Origin of the sequence: Gemmiger sp. An120 (genome assembly GCF_002160955.1) — a bacterium.
GTDB classification, from domain to species: Bacteria; Bacillota; Clostridia; order Oscillospirales; family Ruminococcaceae; genus Gemmiger_A; species Gemmiger_A avium.
Map to the genome: position 1 here is coordinate 38,753 of NZ_NFLN01000019.1, position 18,864 is coordinate 57,616.

The 18,864-nt window shown below is 55.6% G+C and carries 14 protein-coding genes; 13 read left to right on the forward strand and 1 reads right to left on the reverse strand.

Going from position 1 to position 18,864, the window contains the following annotated elements; translation table 11 throughout:
* The first annotated feature begins 55 nt into the window (after nt 1–55).
* The 4 genes from B5E65_RS13120 to B5E65_RS13135 all read left to right on the forward strand — a co-directional run bounded on the left by B5E65_RS13120 (nt 56) and on the right by B5E65_RS13135 (nt 5,816).
* A complete protein-coding gene (locus B5E65_RS13120) occupies nt 56–1,654 on the forward strand; it encodes a PucR family transcriptional regulator (protein ID WP_087172220.1) in 1,599 nt (532 codons plus the stop codon).
* A 163-nt stretch (nt 1,655–1,817) separates the two neighbouring features.
* Nucleotides 1,818–3,116, forward strand: a complete 1,299-nt coding sequence (locus tag B5E65_RS13125; RefSeq protein ID WP_087172221.1) for a cytosine permease — start codon at nt 1,818–1,820, stop codon at nt 3,114–3,116.
* Nucleotides 3,117–3,168: 52 nt separating this feature from the next.
* Entirely contained in the window at nt 3,169–4,260 is a 1,092-nt protein-coding gene (locus B5E65_RS13130) for a DUF917 domain-containing protein (RefSeq protein WP_087172222.1), read from the forward strand.
* Nucleotides 4,261–4,262: 2 nt separating this feature from the next.
* Nucleotides 4,263–5,816 carry a hydantoinase/oxoprolinase N-terminal domain-containing protein gene (locus tag B5E65_RS13135; RefSeq protein WP_087172223.1) on the forward strand — a complete coding sequence of 518 codons (1,554 nt, stop codon included), beginning with the start codon at nt 4,263–4,265 and terminating at the stop codon, nt 5,814–5,816.
* A 156-nt stretch (nt 5,817–5,972) separates the two neighbouring features.
* Here the strand turns inward: B5E65_RS13135 and B5E65_RS13140 are convergent, their stop codons facing one another.
* Complete coding sequence (locus B5E65_RS13140) at nt 5,973–6,410, reverse strand: helix-turn-helix domain-containing protein (RefSeq protein WP_087172224.1); 438 nt, start codon at nt 6,408–6,410, stop codon at nt 5,973–5,975.
* Between the two features lie 168 nt (nt 6,411–6,578).
* Between B5E65_RS13140 and B5E65_RS13145 the strand changes: the two genes are divergently transcribed.
* The 9 genes from B5E65_RS13145 (at nt 6,579) to B5E65_RS13180 (ending at nt 18,660) form a co-directional block, all read left to right on the forward strand.
* Entirely contained in the window at nt 6,579–9,188 is a 2,610-nt protein-coding gene (locus tag B5E65_RS13145; protein WP_158098597.1) for a leucine-rich repeat protein, read from the forward strand.
* Nucleotides 9,185–9,844, forward strand: a complete 660-nt coding sequence (locus B5E65_RS13150; protein WP_087172226.1) for a leucine-rich repeat domain-containing protein — start codon at nt 9,185–9,187, stop codon at nt 9,842–9,844. Before B5E65_RS13145 ends, B5E65_RS13150 begins: the two co-directional genes overlap by 4 nt.
* Nucleotides 9,845–9,916: 72 nt before the next feature.
* A complete protein-coding gene (locus tag B5E65_RS13155) occupies nt 9,917–12,703 on the forward strand; it encodes a protein kinase domain-containing protein (protein ID WP_087172227.1) in 2,787 nt (928 codons plus the stop codon).
* A 185-nt stretch (nt 12,704–12,888) separates the two neighbouring features.
* Entirely contained in the window at nt 12,889–13,563 is a 675-nt protein-coding gene (locus B5E65_RS13160) for an FHA domain-containing protein (RefSeq protein WP_143403027.1), read from the forward strand.
* Nucleotides 13,563–14,369: a PP2C family protein-serine/threonine phosphatase gene (locus B5E65_RS16080; protein ID WP_143403028.1), complete on the forward strand. Its 807-nt coding sequence runs from the start codon at nt 13,563–13,565 to the stop codon at nt 14,367–14,369. Before B5E65_RS13160 ends, B5E65_RS16080 begins: the two co-directional genes overlap by 1 nt.
* A 19-nt stretch (nt 14,370–14,388) precedes the next feature.
* A complete protein-coding gene (locus tag B5E65_RS13165) occupies nt 14,389–15,654 on the forward strand; it encodes a trypsin-like peptidase domain-containing protein (protein WP_158098598.1) in 1,266 nt (421 codons plus the stop codon).
* Nucleotides 15,655–15,658: 4 nt separating this feature from the next.
* Nucleotides 15,659–16,393, forward strand: a complete 735-nt coding sequence (locus B5E65_RS13170) for a PP2C family protein-serine/threonine phosphatase (protein WP_087172230.1) — start codon at nt 15,659–15,661, stop codon at nt 16,391–16,393.
* A gap of 15 nt (nt 16,394–16,408) precedes the next feature.
* Nucleotides 16,409–17,869 carry an FHA domain-containing protein gene (locus B5E65_RS13175; protein WP_087172231.1) on the forward strand — a complete coding sequence of 487 codons (1,461 nt, stop codon included), beginning with the start codon at nt 16,409–16,411 and terminating at the stop codon, nt 17,867–17,869.
* Between the two features lie 17 nt (nt 17,870–17,886).
* Nucleotides 17,887–18,660 carry an RDD family protein gene (locus B5E65_RS13180; protein ID WP_087172232.1) on the forward strand — a complete coding sequence of 258 codons (774 nt, stop codon included), beginning with the start codon at nt 17,887–17,889 and terminating at the stop codon, nt 18,658–18,660.
* Nucleotides 18,661–18,864 lie beyond the last annotated feature (204 nt).

Genomic DNA, 18,864 nt, shown 5'->3' on the forward strand with positions numbered 1-18,864 from the left:
CACCCATACGGCTGCTGTGGTATGATAAAGTAACAAAGAAAGAGGTGAGTGATCCTTGAGCCTGACCGTTGCGCAACTGGTGGAACTGCCCTGTCTGCGGCGTGCAAAAGTGTTGGCTGGACACAGCGGCCTGGACCGGATTGTAAACAGTATTACGGTATTGGAATACGCAAACCCGACACCCATGCAGAAAACTCTGTTTGAAAGCATTGACTTCTGGGGCGGCGAGCTGATCCTTACCGGATTTTGCAATGTTGCCGACGATGTAGAGGCTCAGTGTGCCAATATCCGGATGTTTGCCGCCGCCGGTGAAGTGGGGATGGTGCTGTATTATGTGGGCCTGATTCTCCCAAGGGTGGATCCAAGGCTGATCCAATTGGCCGACGAACTGGGATTTGTGCTCATCTGTATGCCGGAGAATGAACCAAACCTGCGATACAGCGAGGTGATCCATGAGGCTATGGACGCCATTGTCCGGGATGAACTTAATAACCCGGCCTTTACCATCGACCTGCTGGAACAGATGACCAAGGTGCCGCCCGGTCAGCAAAGCGTAAAAACAATCCTGCGCATTGCCAGCGGACGGCTGCGTGCATCTGCGGTGGTGACCGATTCAGAATACCATCTGCTGAGCGAGGCGTCCTGGCCGCTGAACCAGGATATGCCCTGGGCATCGATCATCCAGCAGTCGGCGGCGCAGATGCGCGGCGACTGTACCTGGGAGATAAAAGGAGAGCGCAGCCTGTGGGCCTATAAGGCAGAAATACATCCCAGCGGATGCGGGCGTATGTATCTTTTCGTGTTTTCAGAACATGGCAAGCTGGATCCGCTTCTCTGGAAGCAGGCAGTAGAAGGCGTCCGGCTGAGCATCGGCGTATGGGGCCGGGCGCATGACCAGAAAGATCTGTCGGAACTGGTTCGCGCGATCATCCTGGACGAGCCGATCAAGATGCGCCGTCTGGGTGAGTTGTACCATATTGATGTAGCCTCGCTGAGCGACATGTGGATACTGCGCAGCCTGCGAGGCGAAAATCTCTCTCCCTGGGTGGATGAAGTGGCGGAGTTATCTTCCCTGTATACCCGGATCGGTTTGTGCGAGCATTATGAAAATGACATTTTGATCTTCCCGGTGGGCAGCCGCACTTTGCGGGAAATGGACGAGTGGACCGACGCACTGGTGCAGTTCTGCACAGAGAAGCAGCTGTGCGCCAAAGTGACCCGGTGCACGCTGCTGCAATATACCGCCAACGCGAAATACGCTTATGATACAAACCGGGCTTATCTGGAGGACAGCATTAAAGTCTTTCCGCGGCGCGCCTGCTTTACTATATCCGAGATTGAGTTTGTAAAAGAATGCCGGGAACTTGCCGCCGGCGGAGAAGAACACATGCGCCGGTATCTGTCGCTGCTGGACCCGATCCTTGAGGGAAAAGACGGGCAGGAGATTGTGGATACCCTGTCTGCCTATCTGCTGGATGAGAATTCCAGCGTTACCCAAACGGCCGAGCATTTGTTTGTTCATAAGAACACTGTCAAATACCGGCTTCAGAAGGCGGATAACCTGCTGGGATTCCGGGTAGGGGATATTCCGCAATCCAAAAATCTGTTGTATGCGCTTGCCCTTCGCCGCATCCTGCAGCGGCAGCCTGATTAATCTAAATGCTTATATTGCAGGTCCAATTCCCCCTGTTCGTTGTCCGTTCGGACAATGAACAGGGGGATTCTTTATCCTTTATCCTAATGCTTTCTGAGGATTCTTTCTCTATAATCAAAAACAAAATCAGCCACATACAAAGCGTGGCAGAGGGGGAGAAAGTATGCAACAGACAAAAGGCTTTACCATCAAAGCAGAGGAGCGGCAAAGCTGGGGCTCCATTACCATGGTGTGGATCGGCGCTATGATCTGCGTGCCGGCCCTGATGATCGGAGGCATGATTGGCGCAGGCCTGAGCCTGGGTGCGGCAGCGTTGGCGATTACGGTGGGATATCTGCTGATCTGTCTTTTTATGAGTTTTATGGGAATGCATGCCTGTGACACCGGCATGCCTACCGCCGTTATGGCAGGCGGTGCATTGGGAGAACTGGGTGCCAAATACATCATCAGCACCATCCTGGCAATCTCCTGCGTTGGCTGGTTTGGCATTCAGGCGGCTGTTTGCGGATCATCCTTTTCTACTATGGTTGCGGATATGAGCGGGGTGACCATTCCGGTCTGGCTATCCTCGGTGGTTTGGGGCGCGGTGATGCTTCTTACCGCTTGCTTTCGGTTCAGCGGTTTGAAATGGCTCAATAAGATTGCCGTTCCGCTGCTGGGGCTTGTACTGGCCTATACGCTGATCTACAACATCGCCTCCGGCAACGGCACGGCGCTTATCGGATATCAGCCCGCTGCACCTATGGATCTGGTTAGCGGTATAAGCCTGACAGTGGGCTCTTTTGTTGTAGCAGCTGCTATTTCAGGCGATTACTGCCGGTTTGCCAAAAGCCGTGGCGATGTGGTCAAATCCTCGATCCTTGGCGTTCTTCCTGCCGGCCTGATTGTGCTGATGCTGGGCGGTATCCTGGCTATCTGCACCGGCTCCTATGATATCAGCGTGTTCCTGTCCACTGCCGGCTTGCCCATGATTGGCCTGTGCGCTTTGATCCTGGCAACCTGGACCACCAACGTTTCCAATGCCTATTCCGGTGGCCTGGCACTTTCTGTGCTGCTGGGACAGGATGAAAAGCAAAGCCAACTGACCACCGCGGTGGCCGGTGCGATCGGCACCGTCCTGGCAGCTGTTGGTATCCTCAACTCCATTCAGGGCTTTTTGTCCCTGCTGTCCGCCATTGTTCCGGCATTGATGGGGGTCATGATTGCCGATTACTGGATTCTGGGCAAAGGCAAAGTGGAGAATTTCGCCATCCGAAAAGGATTTTACCTGCCCGGCGTGATTGCCTTTGCGCTGGGCGCCTTGGTAGCCTGTGTGACCGGCGGCACCTTCGCCACCATTCCGGGCCTGTCGTTCCTGAATCTGCCGTTCTTTATTGGGCCCATCAACGGCATCTTGGTAGCATTGATCGTGTATGTGCCTCTGGCAAAGCTGGGACCCAAACCGGCTGAATCACTGTCCTGAGTTTCCCTGCGGGTGCAGCCTGCAGACTACTTTCTGAAAAGGAGTGTTTTACTTGCGTAAGATTGGAATTCCCGAAATCGAAGACATCGCGCTGGGCGCGGCTCTGCTGGGGGCAGGCGGCGGCGGTGATCCGTATGTGGGCAAGCTGGTCGCTATCGGCGCGGTTCAGGAGTGCGGGCCCATTACCCTCCTGGACCCGGACGAAGTGCCGGATGACGCGCTCGTCGTTCCCATTGCCATGATGGGCGCTCCCACCGTGCTTTGTGAAAAGGCCATCGGAGGGGAAGAGTACCGTGCGTTGTACGAAACCGTCTCTGCCTTTTATGGCAAACCTATCTACGCCTTTATGCCCATTGAGGCAGGCGGCGTGAACTCGATGCTCCCGATCGCGGCTGCCGCCCGTCTGGGTTTGCCACTGGTGGACTGTGACGGCATGGGCCGGGCGTTCCCGGAACTGCAGATGGTAACCTTTACAATTGGCGGCGGTTCGGCAACACCTATGGCGCTTGTAGATGAAAAGGGGAATTCCTGCATCTTCCGTACCGTTACCAACAAATGGACGGAGGAACTTGCCCGGGCGGTCACCATGGCCTGCGGTGGCTCGGTATCGGTGTCTTTGTATGCGATGGACGGCCATTTCATGAAGCAGTATGGCGTCCACGGTATCGTGACCCGCAGCCAGCGTCTTGGCTCAGCCATCCGAAAGGTCAAGGAGTCAATTGACAAAACCCCCGAGGAAACCTTCCTGGAGATCACCGAGGGATGCAAACTGTTCAAGGGAAAGATCAGCGATGTTCTGCGGGAGGTGCGCGCCGGGTTCAACTTCGGCAAGGTGGTTTTGGACGGTATCGGCGAGTATAAAGGACGCAATGCCTATGTGGAATTCCAGAATGAAAACCTGACCGCTGTGGTGGACGGCCAAATCCTGGCCACAACACCGGATCTGATCTGCCTGGTGGATACCGAGACCTTTACGCCGGTGCCTACCGATGCGCTGAAATACGGCAAGCGAGTGCTTGTGGTGGGTCTGCCCTGCTTCCCGTTGTGGCGCACACCGGAGGGGCTGGCTCTGGTGGGACCGCGCTATTTTGGGGTTGACACCGATTACATTCCGCTGGAAGAGCGCTGCAAAGGAGGCTGCTGAAGATGTACAAGCTGGGAATTGACGTGGGTGGCACCAATACCGATGCCGTCCTGATCGACGAAAATCTGCAGGTCGTGGCCTCGGTGAAGCAGCACACCACCCCCGACATCTACGACGGCATCCTGAACGCGGTGCGCGCGGTGCTGCAGCAGTCCGGTGTGGACCGCAGCCAGATCCGGCAGGCCATGCTGGGTACTACCCAGTGCACCAATGCGATTGTAGAGCGCAAAAACCTTGCACCAATCGGTATCCTGCGAATCGGTGCTCCGGCATCCCGCGGTATCCCGCCTATGGTGGACTGGGCGGAGGATCTGAAAGCGATAGCGGTCAAAACCGCGGTTGTGGGCGGTGGCTTTGAATACGACGGCAAGGAGCTGGCCCCCTTTGACGCCGAGGCGGCAGCAGCTTTCTTTGAAGAACTAAAGGCGAAGAACGTCAAATCGGTGGCCATTTCCTGCGTATTTTCTACTGTCCGCAACGACCATGAACTGGCCGCTGCCGAACTCTGCCGCAAGATCATGGGAGAGGATGTTCATGTGTCGGTGTCCAGCGAGATCGGGTCCATGGGGCTGATTGAACGGGAAAATGCCACGATCCTGAATGCTGCGCTGTATAAGGTGGCGCAGTCCTTTACCGAGGGCTTTGCCCGTTCTCTGGCAGACGAAGGGGTTACAAAGGCCGAAATTTATCTGTCTCAGAACGACGGCACATTGATGACGATGGACTACGCCCGCCGGTATCCCATTCTGACCATTGCCTGCGGCCCCACCAACTCCATCCGGGGTGCCTGCTATCTGAGCCAGCTGAAAAATGCCGTGGTGGTCGATGTGGGCGGTACCACCACCGACCTGGGCGTGATTCAGAACGGATTTCCCCGGGAGTCCGGGGTGGCGGTCACCATTGGTGGAGTCCGCACTAACTTCCGGATGCCGGATGTGATTTCTATTGGCTTGGGCGGCGGTTCCATTGTGCGGCAGCAGGCGGACGGTACCGTAACCGTCGGCCCAGATTCTGTGGGATATCAGATCAATGAAAAGGCGCTCTGCTTCGGCGGTGATGTCTGCACGGCAACCGACATCGCGGTGCGGCTTGGTATGGCTGATCTGGGAGATAAGACATTGGTAGCCGGTTTGGATGAGACGTTTGCGCGCAAAGCCCTGGACGCGATCCGGACCTTGTGTGAAGACGCGCTGGACGCCATGAAGGTATCCAGCGAGGATGTGGATGTGATTCTTGTCGGCGGAGGTGCCATTGTCCTTCCGCCGCAGCTGGCGGGTGCGAAGACTGTTACCCAGCCGGAATGCGGCGGTGTGGCCAACGCCATCGGCTCTGCCATTTCCAAGGTCAGCGGTACCTTTGAACAGCTGATCGACTACGACAAAACGCCTCGTGATCAAGCCCTGGCCCAGGCCCGTGCGCAGGCCGTGGAACTGGCGGTTGCCGCGGGCGCCATCCGGGAGACAGTTGAGATCATCGACGCGGAGGATGTGCCTCTTCAGTATTACCCGGGCAATACCGCCCGCGTGAAGATCAAAGCTGCCGGGGATCTAGCCTGAATCCGGCACACACTTACTAAAGCGGCAGACAGGACAGAAAAATTCAGCTTGAAGAATAAGATGCCCTTGATGAAGGATGACAATACTTCACCAAGGGCGTTGTTTTTAAAATAAATATGCATACATAAAGCGGGAAACGATTGATGAAAACTATACTTATCCGCGGCTATACAGATCAAGAAATTCGTTTTGCTGCAGTTGCTGGTTTACGTCATCAATAGAATGGCGATTGATGACAGCATCCATCAGCACCAGATCCCGGGGACGGGAAGCGCTCAGAGCGGCCCGTTCGCCACATTTCAATAGAATTTGGCACTCTTCAAAACTAAGTTCCAATACGAGTGCAATACGCAGCAATACATTGCGGGAGGGTTTCATCTCGCCATTAAGAATTTTGTATGCGGAAGCACGATTCATACCGGCCAGTTCTGCCATTACGTCGGTATTGATTCGTTGGCGGCCAAGAAATTCATTCAGACAGCTGGCCAGTGAAGGCAGCTTTACCTGGTGAAGCAAGGCGTTCAGATCAAAGCGGTTGTCCTCCAACCCTTGAGCGATCAGCTCAGTGCTGAGCGCCGGAAGTTCACGACCCATGCACGTTCCCACCTTCTGCAAATCAATCCTATTCTCATTGTAGCAACCGTCTGTACCCTTGTCCATAGCGAATAATGCTGTGAAGTTGTCGCTTTCAATTCGACAGGAATTTCTTGTGTTCCTCTATACTGGGAATAACGAGAAGTCTCGCCAAAGAAGGTGATGCGCATGAATATTCAGGAGCGATATTTCTGTTCAAAATGTATGCGCGAACTGCCGGAGGAGTGCGTTTGCCCTTTCTGCGGTTATGACCCTATGTCCCCGGCCAGCGACTGGGCCCTAGAGGAAGGAACCCTGTTTCAGCACGGGCGCTATCAGCTGGGCAGCGTAATCGGTGCAGGGGGATTCGGGATTACCTATGCTGCCTGGGATCATACCCTGCAGGTGCCGGTTGCCATAAAAGAATATTTCCCCTCATCCTTGGCGGGACGGGACACGCGGATCAGCGATGACCTGGTGCCTGTCCCGGAAAACCGTACTGCCTATGAACTGGGGCTGGAAAGATTCCGGCGCGAGTCACGTATTCTGGCATCTCTTCAGAATGTCAAAAGCGTGGTGGATATTTTCGATTGGTTTGATGGGAACCAAACGGCGTATCTTGTTATGGAGTTTGTGCGAGGTGTAACCATTGACACCTATACTGCGGCGGAAAAACCTTCGCCGGAGCAACTGTTCCGGATGCTGCGCGATGCTATTGATGCGCTGGACGCGGTGCATCGGATCGGGGTACTGCACCGGGACATCAGTCCCAGCAATCTGATGGTAAAGGAAGACGGCAGTGTTACCCTGATCGATTTCGGTTCGGCGGCATTGTTGGAGCGCCGTGCCCGGGGCAGTGACAGAACCATTCTGGTGAACAAAGCCTATGCAGCGCTGGAACAGTACGACCCGGACGGCGAACAGGGCCCCTGGACGGACGTATACGGTATAAGTGCGACCATCTATGCCCTGCTTACCGGACACAGTCCGCCGGAAGCGGTGGCCCGCCGGGAACATGACACACTGAAACCGCCCAGGGAATGGGGCGTCCACCTGAAGAAAAGCCAGGAAAAAGCATTGATGGCAGGCCTTGCTGTACAGCCTTCCCATCGGATCCGCAGTATGGCGGAATTCCGCAGCCGGCTGTACAATCTGCCGCTTCCGGAAGATATGATGCGGCGCCAGCGCCTGATCCGGCGGATTTGCGTAACTGCGGCTCTGGCGGCTTTTGCCACCATGACTGTGGTGGTGAATATGACCTATGGGTTTCCTATGGGACAAGGCGTGTGGTATTCCCTGCGAGGCGACGGTTTTCATGTGGTGGGATACTCTGGAAACGCGCAGGAATTACGGCTGCCGGGGCATCGCCTGTTTGTTCCTGTAAGCGCGATTGAAAGCGGTGTGTTCCGCAACGATCCCAGACTGGAGCATGTGGAGATACCGGGCACGGTATATACCATCTCGGATCTGGCGTTCAGCGGATGCGCCAACCTGGAAATGGTGCAGGTGGGAGAAGGCAACCGTACGATCGGTGAATACGCGTTTTCCGACTGTGCAGCCCTGCACACGGTCTGGCTGCCCTCCAGTACCCGTCAAATTGCGGGAAACACCTTTGTGAATACTACGGACAGGCTGACTTTATGGGGGCCGGAAGAAAGCATGGCCCAGAAATATGCAGCTGAAGCGGCACTCCCTTTTTCCACTGCCGATCAGTACAGCGCGCAGCCCAATGACAGCGGCCTGACGGTTTTGGCCTGCCGAAAATGCGGCCTGGATGTAGATATTCCTGACTATATTGACGATCAGCCGGTAACGGCCCTGGCTGCGGATCCAAAACTGTTTTCCAGCACGCTGGAATCTGTAGCTCTTCCGTTGTTTTTGGAAGAATTGCCCGGCGGGGCCTTGACCGGACGAAAAAACCTGACGGTAGTGGAATTGAATTCCAATCTGGAAAAACTGGGAGATAACGCACTCAGCGGTACCGGGGTGACCGAACTTCTTTTGCCCGAAAAACTGACGGCGATTGGAGAAAAAGCGCTGTACCAGACACCGCTGCGGCAGTTGGCTCTGCCCGCGGCAATGACGTCGATAGGTCGGTATGCGTTTGCCGAATCCTTCCTGGAAGAGATCGTGCTGCCGGATGGGATTAGCCAAATGGGAGCGGCAGCTTTTTCCTCCTGCGTGCAATTGCGCAGCGTCCGCCTCCCCGCAGGTTTGAGCGAGCTGCCGGCCGCAGCGTTTGAGGGATGTTCTTCGCTGGAACAGATACTGATGCCGCAAGGCCTGGCATCTATTGGCGAACTGGCGTTCAGCAAATGCAGCGCGCTGGAAAGTATCCGTCTGCCGGATGATCTGATCACGATAGGCCCCTATGCCTTTTCGGAGTGCGTCTCCCTGCAGTTGGTCTACATCCCGTCCAGCGTCTCGGATATTTCTCTGTCCGCTTTTGACGGCTGCCCAGCCTCCCTGGTGATTACGGGACATGCGGGATCGGAGGCTGAGCGCTATGCCGCGCGCTGTGGCATGCGATTTATGGATATGGACACATGGCCTTCCGGTTACCAGGTGTCTACCAGTGATCTGCTGTATATTGTGGAAGACATTCAGGAAGATACGGTCAAACTGCCGGATTATTACGAAGGTACCATTCTGCGAGGCATTATGGATGCCCGGCGCCTGACAAGCCGAGAGGTGGTTCTGCCCGCTGATACAGTGATCCTTTCCACCATGGCCTTCTCTGAGTGCACAGCCCTGGAAAAGGTGGATTTCGCGCCTCCGCTGGAAACCATCGGTGCATGACCTTCTGGCGATGCGAAAACCTGCAGTCAGCCTTGCTGCCGGAGGGGCTGGAATCCATCGGCAGCGTGGCTTTTGCGGAATGCAGTTCCCTGTCGGCGCTGTCTCTTCCGGACAGTCTGCAAGATCTGGGCTGGAACGCCTTTGCGGAATGCAGTGCCCTGACGGAGGTGGAGCTTCCTGCCGGCCTGAGTATGCTGGGCGAAGGGGTCTTTGCACAAACCGGTCTGCGCACGGTGACCATTTCGGGTAATATCACCAAATGTCGTACATCCTTTTACGGCTGCCGGGAGCTGCGCACTGTCACCGCCGAGGAAGGGGTGCGCGCTCTGTGGGGCACCTTTGCCGGCTGTGATGCCCTTACCACTGTGATTCTGCCCGAAAGTCTGCAGCAGGTCAGTCGCTCCACTTTCCGGGGCTGCAGTTCGCTGCGGGATGTGTGGATCTACTCCATGGATGTGGATCTGGATTTTTCCCGTGCATCCATCAAATACACCGTATGGAACGGGGAAGACCAGTCCGCTACCGATCTGTATCTGGAGCAGGAAAACCCGGCTCCGCTGTTTGCTGATTGTCCGAATGTGACCATCCATGGATATCCCGGCTCCACCGCCGAGGCGTACGCCCGGGAATACGGCATTCCCTTTGAACCAATCTGAGAAAAGTGTGATGATGCCCGTCAAGGACGCTTTATTGGAACAGCAGAACCAAATCACACAAGGAGGCGCGTTATGTCTTATCAGCCCACATTATGCTATCAGTGCTTCGGACAGCGGCCGGAAGGCCCTGGGCCCTGCCCTCACTGCGGCTGGGACCCGACAGCGGGCCGGGAAAAATATCCGCTGGCACTGCCTTGCGGAAGCATCCTGGCGGGTCGGTATCTGGTGGGCCGGGCGTTGGGGCAGGGCGGATTCGGCATTACCTATGTGGCCCGTGACCTGACTGCTGGCCGTCTTGTGGCAATTAAGGAATATCTGCCGGAGGGCATTGCCCTGCGCACACCGGGCCAGACCCAGGTGTGCGCGCTTACCCGGGCACAGAACGAGAATTACCAGTATGGCCGCAGCCGCTTTCTGGAGGAGGCCCGTACCCTGGCCCAGTTTAACGGCCACCCCGGTATCGTGGGGGTACATACCTATTTTGAAGAAAACGGCACTGCCTATTTTGCCATGGACTACCTGGAGGGCTGCAGCCTGAAAGAGTATCTGATCCAGCGGGGCGGCCGCATCGGTTGCGGCGAGGCCTGGAAACTGATGCGGCCGGTTCTGAGCGCGTTGTCGGCTGTCCATGCGGCGGGGATCGTCCACCGGGATGTGTCGCCGGATAACATTTACCTGTGCCGCAGCGGCGAGGTCAAGCTGTTGGATTTCGGTGCGGCCCGCAGCAATCTGGGGGAGCGCAGCCACAGTATGAGCGTGATTCTGAAGCAGGGCTACGCACCCATGGAGCAGTATCTGCGCCGGGGCAGCGTGGGGCCCTGGACCGATCTGTATGCCTTTTCGGCTACCTTTTACCGGGCGGTTACCGGTCTTATGCCGCCTGATGCCCCATCCCGGATGGAAGAGGACGAACTGATATTGCCTACCGCGCTGGTGAGCATGCCGGGACACTGGGAGGAGGCTTTGCTCAAGGGGCTGGCGGTACGCCCGGCCGACCGGTGGCAAACGGCCTCTGCGATGATGGAGGCTATGGAGGCGCGGGAGCCGGAACTGCCGCTGCCGTTGCCGACACCGCCTTCGCCCGAACCGCAGCTGGTGGCCCCGCAGACCTTTGTTCCGTCGCCGACACCGGCACAGTCCATCCTGTCACAGTCGGTTTCGACACAGCCGAATACGGTGCATTCCGAGATGCCGCGATCGTTTTCACCGCAGCCAACCAATCCATCCTCCGTCCGTCAGCAGCCGGTTCCGCCGCGTCCGGAAACACCGGATATGGCAAACCCGGAAACACCCGGTATACCGTGCCTGGCAGAGAGGAAGCCGCGGGCTGTCCGCCGCGCTTTGCTTGCCCTGCTGGGAGCGGCGGCGGTGGTAGTGCTTGTCTGTGCGGGGATGGCTCTCCGGGATGAGGAACCAGGTCGTGTTCCAGATTCCGCTATGGCACCGCCCACGCAGCAGGATGAATCCGGACAAGCGGAATCTAGGGCGGAAAGCGGCCTTCCAATACCGCAGACGAAACCCTTTGCTGTGGGCAATACCAGCGGCAACCTGAACAATGGAGGGCTTGTGCTGCCGGATGGCGGTCAGCGGGAGACCGACGGGTTTGCACGTCAGTTTCTGAATCTATACAACGGCCGATTGTACTATCATGACACACGGGACGGCGGGATCTATGTACAGGAGGGGGAGAGCCAAACCGCTCTGTATAAGGTGGGAAGCAACTGTGATAACCTGATCATCACCAGCAGTGGCCTGATCCTGCTGCAGCATGATGAAGAAAGCGGAGGTCACAAGATCTTTTTCGCCGCCTGGGAGACGGATGGCCTGACACTTCGCCAGGAGGAGCGGATAGGCGTGGCCTATGACGAAGACTGCCTGTTTGTCTGGGAGAATGCACTTTATTATCAGGATGAACGTCACCAGCTGCAGCGCTTCGATCTGATCACTGGTGAGACAACTATGGTGCTGGATTATTTCTATCCGGCTGCCTGCTTTGAAATGGACGATAAACTCTATTTTATAGACTCGGGCACAGGAGTATTCTCCGCTGTTTACGAAATGGATCTGCGGGATGGGGAAGACATGGAGCCGGTCCGGGTGCTGGATGCAAGCGATGGCGACTATATCAGTCTGAAATCACTGAATGGTCGGGATGGAAAGCTCTATTTCACGGGCAGAATGGCAAACAACCGGTATTTTCTGTATTCCCATGATATCCAGACCGGCACGACTCGCCAGATTTTTGCCATGCCGGAAATGGATCGCCCTATTGATATGATCAATGTGTTGCCAGGCAGTGAGAGCGGTAATTTGGTGCTCTTCCGCTGCAGTGCGGGATACGAAGGGGACCGGTATCTGCTGATGGACCCGGAAAGCTTCTTTGTGGCCCGGCAATACGGTGGGGAGGCGGTACAGCCCATTCTGCCGGAGGATGGAAAGGCACACGGTTACATAGGTGATACTTTCAGCAGTGCGTTTTTTGATTTTACGATGGATGGCGCGTATCTCAGCAGCAGCTACGGCAGCTACGATGCCGGTGCCGGCAGTCAGGTTCTGGTGATGCGGGTAACCGTGACCAACACCACCGACTATACCTATGAAATGTATGACAGCGACTTTGCTCTGACCTGGGTGGATGGGGATACAACCGTCTATCCCATCACCGAGTATACCGACCCGGTTACCGGGGAGCAGTTCCCTGCCGTTTATGAACTGGATCCGGGCGAGAGCAAAAGTGGCTTGCTGGTGTTCCAGGTCCCGCAGGACGCGGTGCGGTTCTATCTGACCTACGAGGAGGTCTTTAGCGGCGGCCGGGTGGGGGATAGCTGCACGGTGGAGTTTTGGCCCACTACCCTGTAAGGTCTCGCGGATTTTGTCGCCTTCCGGGCGACGACCGGACCCTGGAATGTGATATCCTGAAACCGGAAACTCCCGGAAAGCAAGTCCATGGTGCGTTGCCATGCGAACAGTCCCGCATACCGGGAAAAGAGTGTTTGGCCATGTGGAACATCCCTTAAAGAATCGATTTCCGGAGGTAGTATATTATGGCAATGACGCAATGCAAAAACGGACACTATTACGACACCGATACCCATGCCAGCTGCCCCTATTGCAGCAGCCAGCAGTCGATTATTGATTTCAGCACCCCGGACGGATTCGGCGGAGCTACCCAGGCTCCGGCAGACTGGGGAGGCAGCCGTGCCAGGGACGACAGCCATACCCAGGCCCCGGCAGGGTGGGGCAGTGCCGACAGCTATGGCGGCAGAACTATGCCGCCTTCCGGCTGGAAACCGCCGGAGGCGCAGGACGAGGGCAAGACCATGCCGATTATGAACCAGGATGTGTTTGACCCTGATGTGGGCTGGCTGGTCTGTATTGCAGGACCCGACCGGGGCCGCTCCTTTTCGCTGAAGGCCAAGGGGAACACCATTGGCCGTTCTGGCAGTCATCGGTTTGATATCTCGTTGGACAAGGATCGGAATCTGTCCCGGGAGGCAGCGGTGGCTACTGTCAGTTACGATGCCAAGCGCAACAGTTTTGTTTTTATCTGCGGTGAGAGCTCCATTCTGTATGTGAACGGACAGGTAGCGGAAAGCCGGATGGCGCTGCATCCCTTTGATGCAATCGAAATTGGCAACAGCGATACGATGCTACTGTTTGTGCCTTTGTGCGGGGAGAGATTCGACTGGAGTGCCGGCCTGAAAAAGGAGTGGGGCTGATGCAGGACAGAACCGTTCAGCCGGCAAATGATTTTATCCGACCTAGACGGCTGCTCAGTTACCAGGTGGGAAATATGCAGAACCAGGGGGGCCGGGAATATCAGGAGGATTCCTTCTGCTTTGTCAACGCAACCGATGTGACGGAGATTAAAACACAGGGGCTGCTGGCTTTGCTGGCGGACGGCATGGGCGGTCTGGAGGACGGCAAAGCGGTAAGCGAAACGGCGCTGCAGCTGCTGCGGGAAGAGTTTCTGGCCATGGACCGTGGAGGAAACCTGGCAGAGCAACTAATGACAGCTGTGCGGCGTACCGATGAAAGCCTGTTCTACCGGTTTTCCGGGCGGGGGGGCACTACCTTGGTAGCCTGCCTGATTTATAGGGAGAAACTCTGGTTTGCCTGTGTGGGGGACAGCTATCTGTACTTGCAGCGGGAAGGAGAACTTACCCGGCTGAATGCGGAACAGAATCAGTGTCATACCCAGTATGCAGAACAAATTGTACAGGGCAATCTGGACCCGCGTGCCGCCAACGAGGCAGACGGAGCGCAGCGGCTCAGTGAATTTATGGGCAGTGGGCAGATTGGGGAAATGGACGCTTCCCGACGTCCGCTTATACTGCGGGCAGGGGATCAGCTGCTGCTTTGTTCAGATGGAGTGGGCGGGGTACTTAATCAGCAGGAGCTGTGTGATTGTCTGGCCAAACCTACGCCGATGCAGGCATGCCAGGAGATGGAGCGGGAGATCGTGTGCCGGAACCGTGCGTATCAGGACAATTTTACAGCCATGGTCATCCGATGCGGATACTGAGGAAAGAGAGGATGGTTTCATGAAAAACTTCAAACGAGTTTCATCTTGGCTGGCGGCTTTGCTGCTGGCGGTGGGATGCCTGACAATGCCGGCATTTGCAGATACCAACAAAGCTGCGGAAGTGCGAAACAGCGTTGTGATGATCTTTTTCTATGCGGAGGATGATACCGGTTTCGTTTCCAGCCAGGGCACCGGCTTTTTTGTAGGAGCCAAAGGTGAGGACCCTCAGTATATTGTTACCAACTATCATGTGATCGAATATTACATACAGCTTGGAGGCGGCACCAAAGACGCTTATAACAATATGCAGCTGTCAGCCTACTATGATTCCGATGATTATGAGCCGCTCTATATTGTGGATTACAATGAAAGTAAGGACATTGCAGTGCTGCGGCTGAACCAGCCTACTGATAAGCGGGTGCCGGTGCAGATGCGGATACCGGATGACGGTCTGATTGGCGAAACTGCCTATGCAATTGGATACCCGGCTATTGCGGATGCTTCGGTAGACTCTATTTCTTCCTATGGTATTCAGGACGCAACCGTTACTACGGGCAATATCAGCCGTCTGCTCAGCGAACAGGGAACTGGTTGCCGGTATGTACAGACGGATACGGAGTTCAACCACGGCAGTTCCGGCGGTCCGCTGACCGATGTGAATGGTGCGGTGCTGGGGGTGACCACAGCCGTTTCTACCGAATTGGATGGCAGCAAAACGGCTGGCTTTGGATATGCGGTCAGCGTAGAGGAAGTTATCCCCCTGCTGGACAGTCATAATGTGGCCTATAGCCTTTACGGCAACGGATCCGGTCCGCTGCTTTTGGTGGCGGCAGGGGCATTGGCGGTAGCGATTGCGGCAGTAGCGGCACTAATAGTCGTATCCCGTAAAAAACGGGCGGTGCCAGCGATGGAAGGCACTGCGTCCTCTGCACCTCATCAGGCGGAACCGATTGCTGTGGTGTCGGGAAATCCGGCAGTACGTTCGATGGCACCTCAGCACAACGGTCTTCGGATTCCGGTGAGCGGGTCGCTTCTGGTTGGACGGGATTCGGTTCAGTGCGGAATCGCCTTTCGGGACGGCACCCCCGGCGTAAGCAAACGCCATTGTTCAGTAAGCTGGGATTCAACAACAGGGGATTTCCTGGTTACCGACCTGAACTCCAGTTATGGAACCTATCAAATGAACGGGCAGCGCCTGACTCCCAATGTGCCTTGCCGCCTGTGTGCCGGCGACAGCTTCTATGTGGGAGATCCGGCGAATGTGCTGCGGGTAGAGTTGGGGTAACCAAATGAAATGGGATCTGTATCAATATACACATCCGGGTGGTCGTATCTACAACGAAGATCGTTGTATGGTGGTACAGCAACCGGATCGCCCGCTGCTTCTGCTGCTGGCGGATGGTTTAGGCGGGCACGGAAATGGTGACAGGGCGGCTCAAGTAGCGGTGGATTGCCTGAGCAAGGTCTGGCGGGAAGGAGATCCGCCCGGCGCAGATGCTGCTGCCAGGCTTACGGTGGGCATTGCTCAAGCCAATGAAAAATTGGTGGAGATTCAGCAGGCAGAACATTTGTCCCTCAAGACCACACTGGTGGCGGCTTCTCCTGCGGAAGAAGGGTTGGTTTACGCTAATTGCGGAGACTCCCGGCTCTATCTGATTCAGGGGGGAGCAATCCGGCAGGTTACACGGGATCATTCGGTGACATGGAAAAAATTTCAGGCAGGGCAGATTAGCCGCCGCCAGATCAACGAGGATGAAGACCGTACCAGCCTGCTGAGAGCTGTAGGGGACAGCGACCGCTGTGTACCGGATGTGGAGTTTCTGCCTATGAATTTCGCACCGGGTGATGGGCTGCTGCTTTGCTCCGATGGCTTCTGGGAGTACTTGCATCAGGAGGAAATTTTGGCAGACTGCTTGAAATCCGATACAGCTGCCCAGTGGGCGCAGTGGATGCTGCTTCGGGTTATGGAGCGCATCCGTCCCGATACCGATAATCTGACTTTACTGGCGGGCCTGTTTGTCTAAGGAGGATATCCGATCATGAAAAAGACGCTTCAGGCTATCGGCCTGCTGCTGGCGTTGATGATCGTGGCCTTTCCGGGCGTTTTTGCGGTCGGGCCGCAGACATTGGCGGCTGCTTATGTGCAGGCGAATGATCTGTATGTGTATTATGAAAATTCCGGTGATTCTGATGCTCCTCAACTGAATGGCCGTACGCCTGATTACACGGTTTCGCTGGCGGAAGCGGGCGAACGGATAACCTATCTGCTGGCGGTAGACCGTTCCGGTTCAACCCGCAACTATCTGGATACGATTTGCCAATTGGTCGACTCCTTGAACGCGGATACGCCGGGATGTGTGTTTCGCCTTTGTGGGTTTAGCGACAACTTCTCGGCGGATGCTTCCGAATATGATGCGGGGGCCCTTAAAACCGCGCTTGAAAGCCTGAATTTTGCGGGGAATACCGATATTTTCTACGGGCTGTCTCAAACGGCACAGGCACTGCTGGATAGTCAGTGGAAAAACGGCGAACTGTACAATCTGATTCTGCTCACCGATGGCTGGTCCAGCGGTGCGGAGAGTGAACCGCCAGTCTTTGGGGATACATTGCCGTTTGTGCTGCACACCTATGTATTGGGCGGTGGAGGCTCCCCTGATGAATTGGCAAAACTTCAAATTCTGAGCAATGGCGTCTTTGTGGTTGGCGGCAGCGGAGAAGATGCAGGCCATACCATAGCGGCACGGGTAAATGACATTACCGCCTATACCTTTTCTTTGAAAACAGACGAGAGAGAGCCGTATAAGCTGTTCTTTACCAGGGAAGGCGCGCCGGAGATCACCAGCCTGTCCGGTCTGCATATGGCCAATGACGCGAACCAGCCGAATGTACAGGTTCCGCCGGAAGCGGGCAATGACACGCCGGAATCTGCCGCTGAACCAACATCCCCCTCTCCGACGGAAGAAAAGGATCCCCCGGCTGCAGAGTTTCCTGATAGTGGAAAGAATGCCGTTGCGGTATCACAGGAACAAGAAAATGCCCCGGCGGCTTCCGGTTTGTTTATAGGGGTAATGGCGGCAGTATTTGTGCTGCTTCTGGCAATTATTGCACTTCTTGTAGTTCTGCTGCTGCGCCGTCGTTCGCGGGTCTCGACGCCGACCGGTGATACACCGTCCCATATTCCGGCTACAGTCCCGGCGCCTGGCACAATTCCCATGCAGCTGGAACTGCTGGAGGGGAAAATCCTAACCCGGGAAAGACAGTTCTTCCTGAAAGACTGGATGATAATTGGTAGCAGTGAGGACTGCGATTTGGTGGTGGATGATCGGGAAACGGCTCCCCGGCACAGCCGTATCTTTTTCAGGGAAGGTTACCTGTATATTGAAGATCTGGGTACAAAAAACGGTACGGTCTTAGGCGGAATGCGGCTCTATGCTCCTAACCGGCTGCGCAGCGGCGATGAGATAACGGTAGGGGAAACGACACTGCGCTTCCTGTTCTGACAAGGAGGATTTGCGGAATGATGTATGGGCAAAAAGCACCCTGGGGGCGGCGCATTGCTGCGCTGCTTCTGGATGGGATTTTTCTTAATCTGATTGGATACTTGGCCTTGCTAGTATTTGGTGTGGATGTCTATGCGTTGGTACTGCTGTTTGGCATGCTGCTGTACTATGGCATACTGGAAGGAAGCGGGATGCATGCTACACTGGGCAAGTCAATTTGCGGCTTAATAGTGGTGGACGAAGCAGGTGAACCGATTACCTGTTCACGTTCCTTTTTGAGGGCTTTATTCCGGTACATGTCCGGGTTTGTGTTTGGTGTGGGATACTTCGTAGCCTTTGCGGATCCCCGGGGGCGTACCTGGCATGACAAGTGGGCTGGCACATTCGTTGTGCTTCGGCAGTTTGCTCCGGTTTCGGCACCCACTGCTGAGCAGCCTCAATTAGAAAGGAGAAGTTCCCCCGTGAGTACAGCACAATTGGTTGGCGTTTCCGGTCTGTATGCAGGCCGGGCATTCAGTATCCCAACACAAGGTCTTTTGATTGGCCGGGATCCAACTTCCTGCGATGTGGTTTTCCCGGATAACCAGGCCGGTGTAAGCCGCAGCCACTGCAAGGTTCAGTTTAATCCTCAGACCTGTACGGTTGTGCTGCACGATCTGGGTTCTCACTATGGCACATTCCAGGGAAGTGGGATCCAGGTGAGACAGGGTCAGCCGGTAGCACTGCGCAATGGCGACGAATTCTATCTGGCTGCCCGCTCGGTTGCTTTTCGCGTAGTGATCGGTCAGTAGAGCCAAAACACTCCAGTGTAAAATACCCGACTGAATTTCAAGAGAAAATCAGTCGGGTGTTTTTGAGTGCTTAAGCGCAAAAAAACACCAGCTCAGCTGGTGGAATAAAAACGGCTTTAGCCATAGAAAAAAGAGGACCTCCCTGTAAAATAGGATGTGGGTTTGCCAACCACATTCAAAAAACAGGGAGGTTGTCTTTGAAAT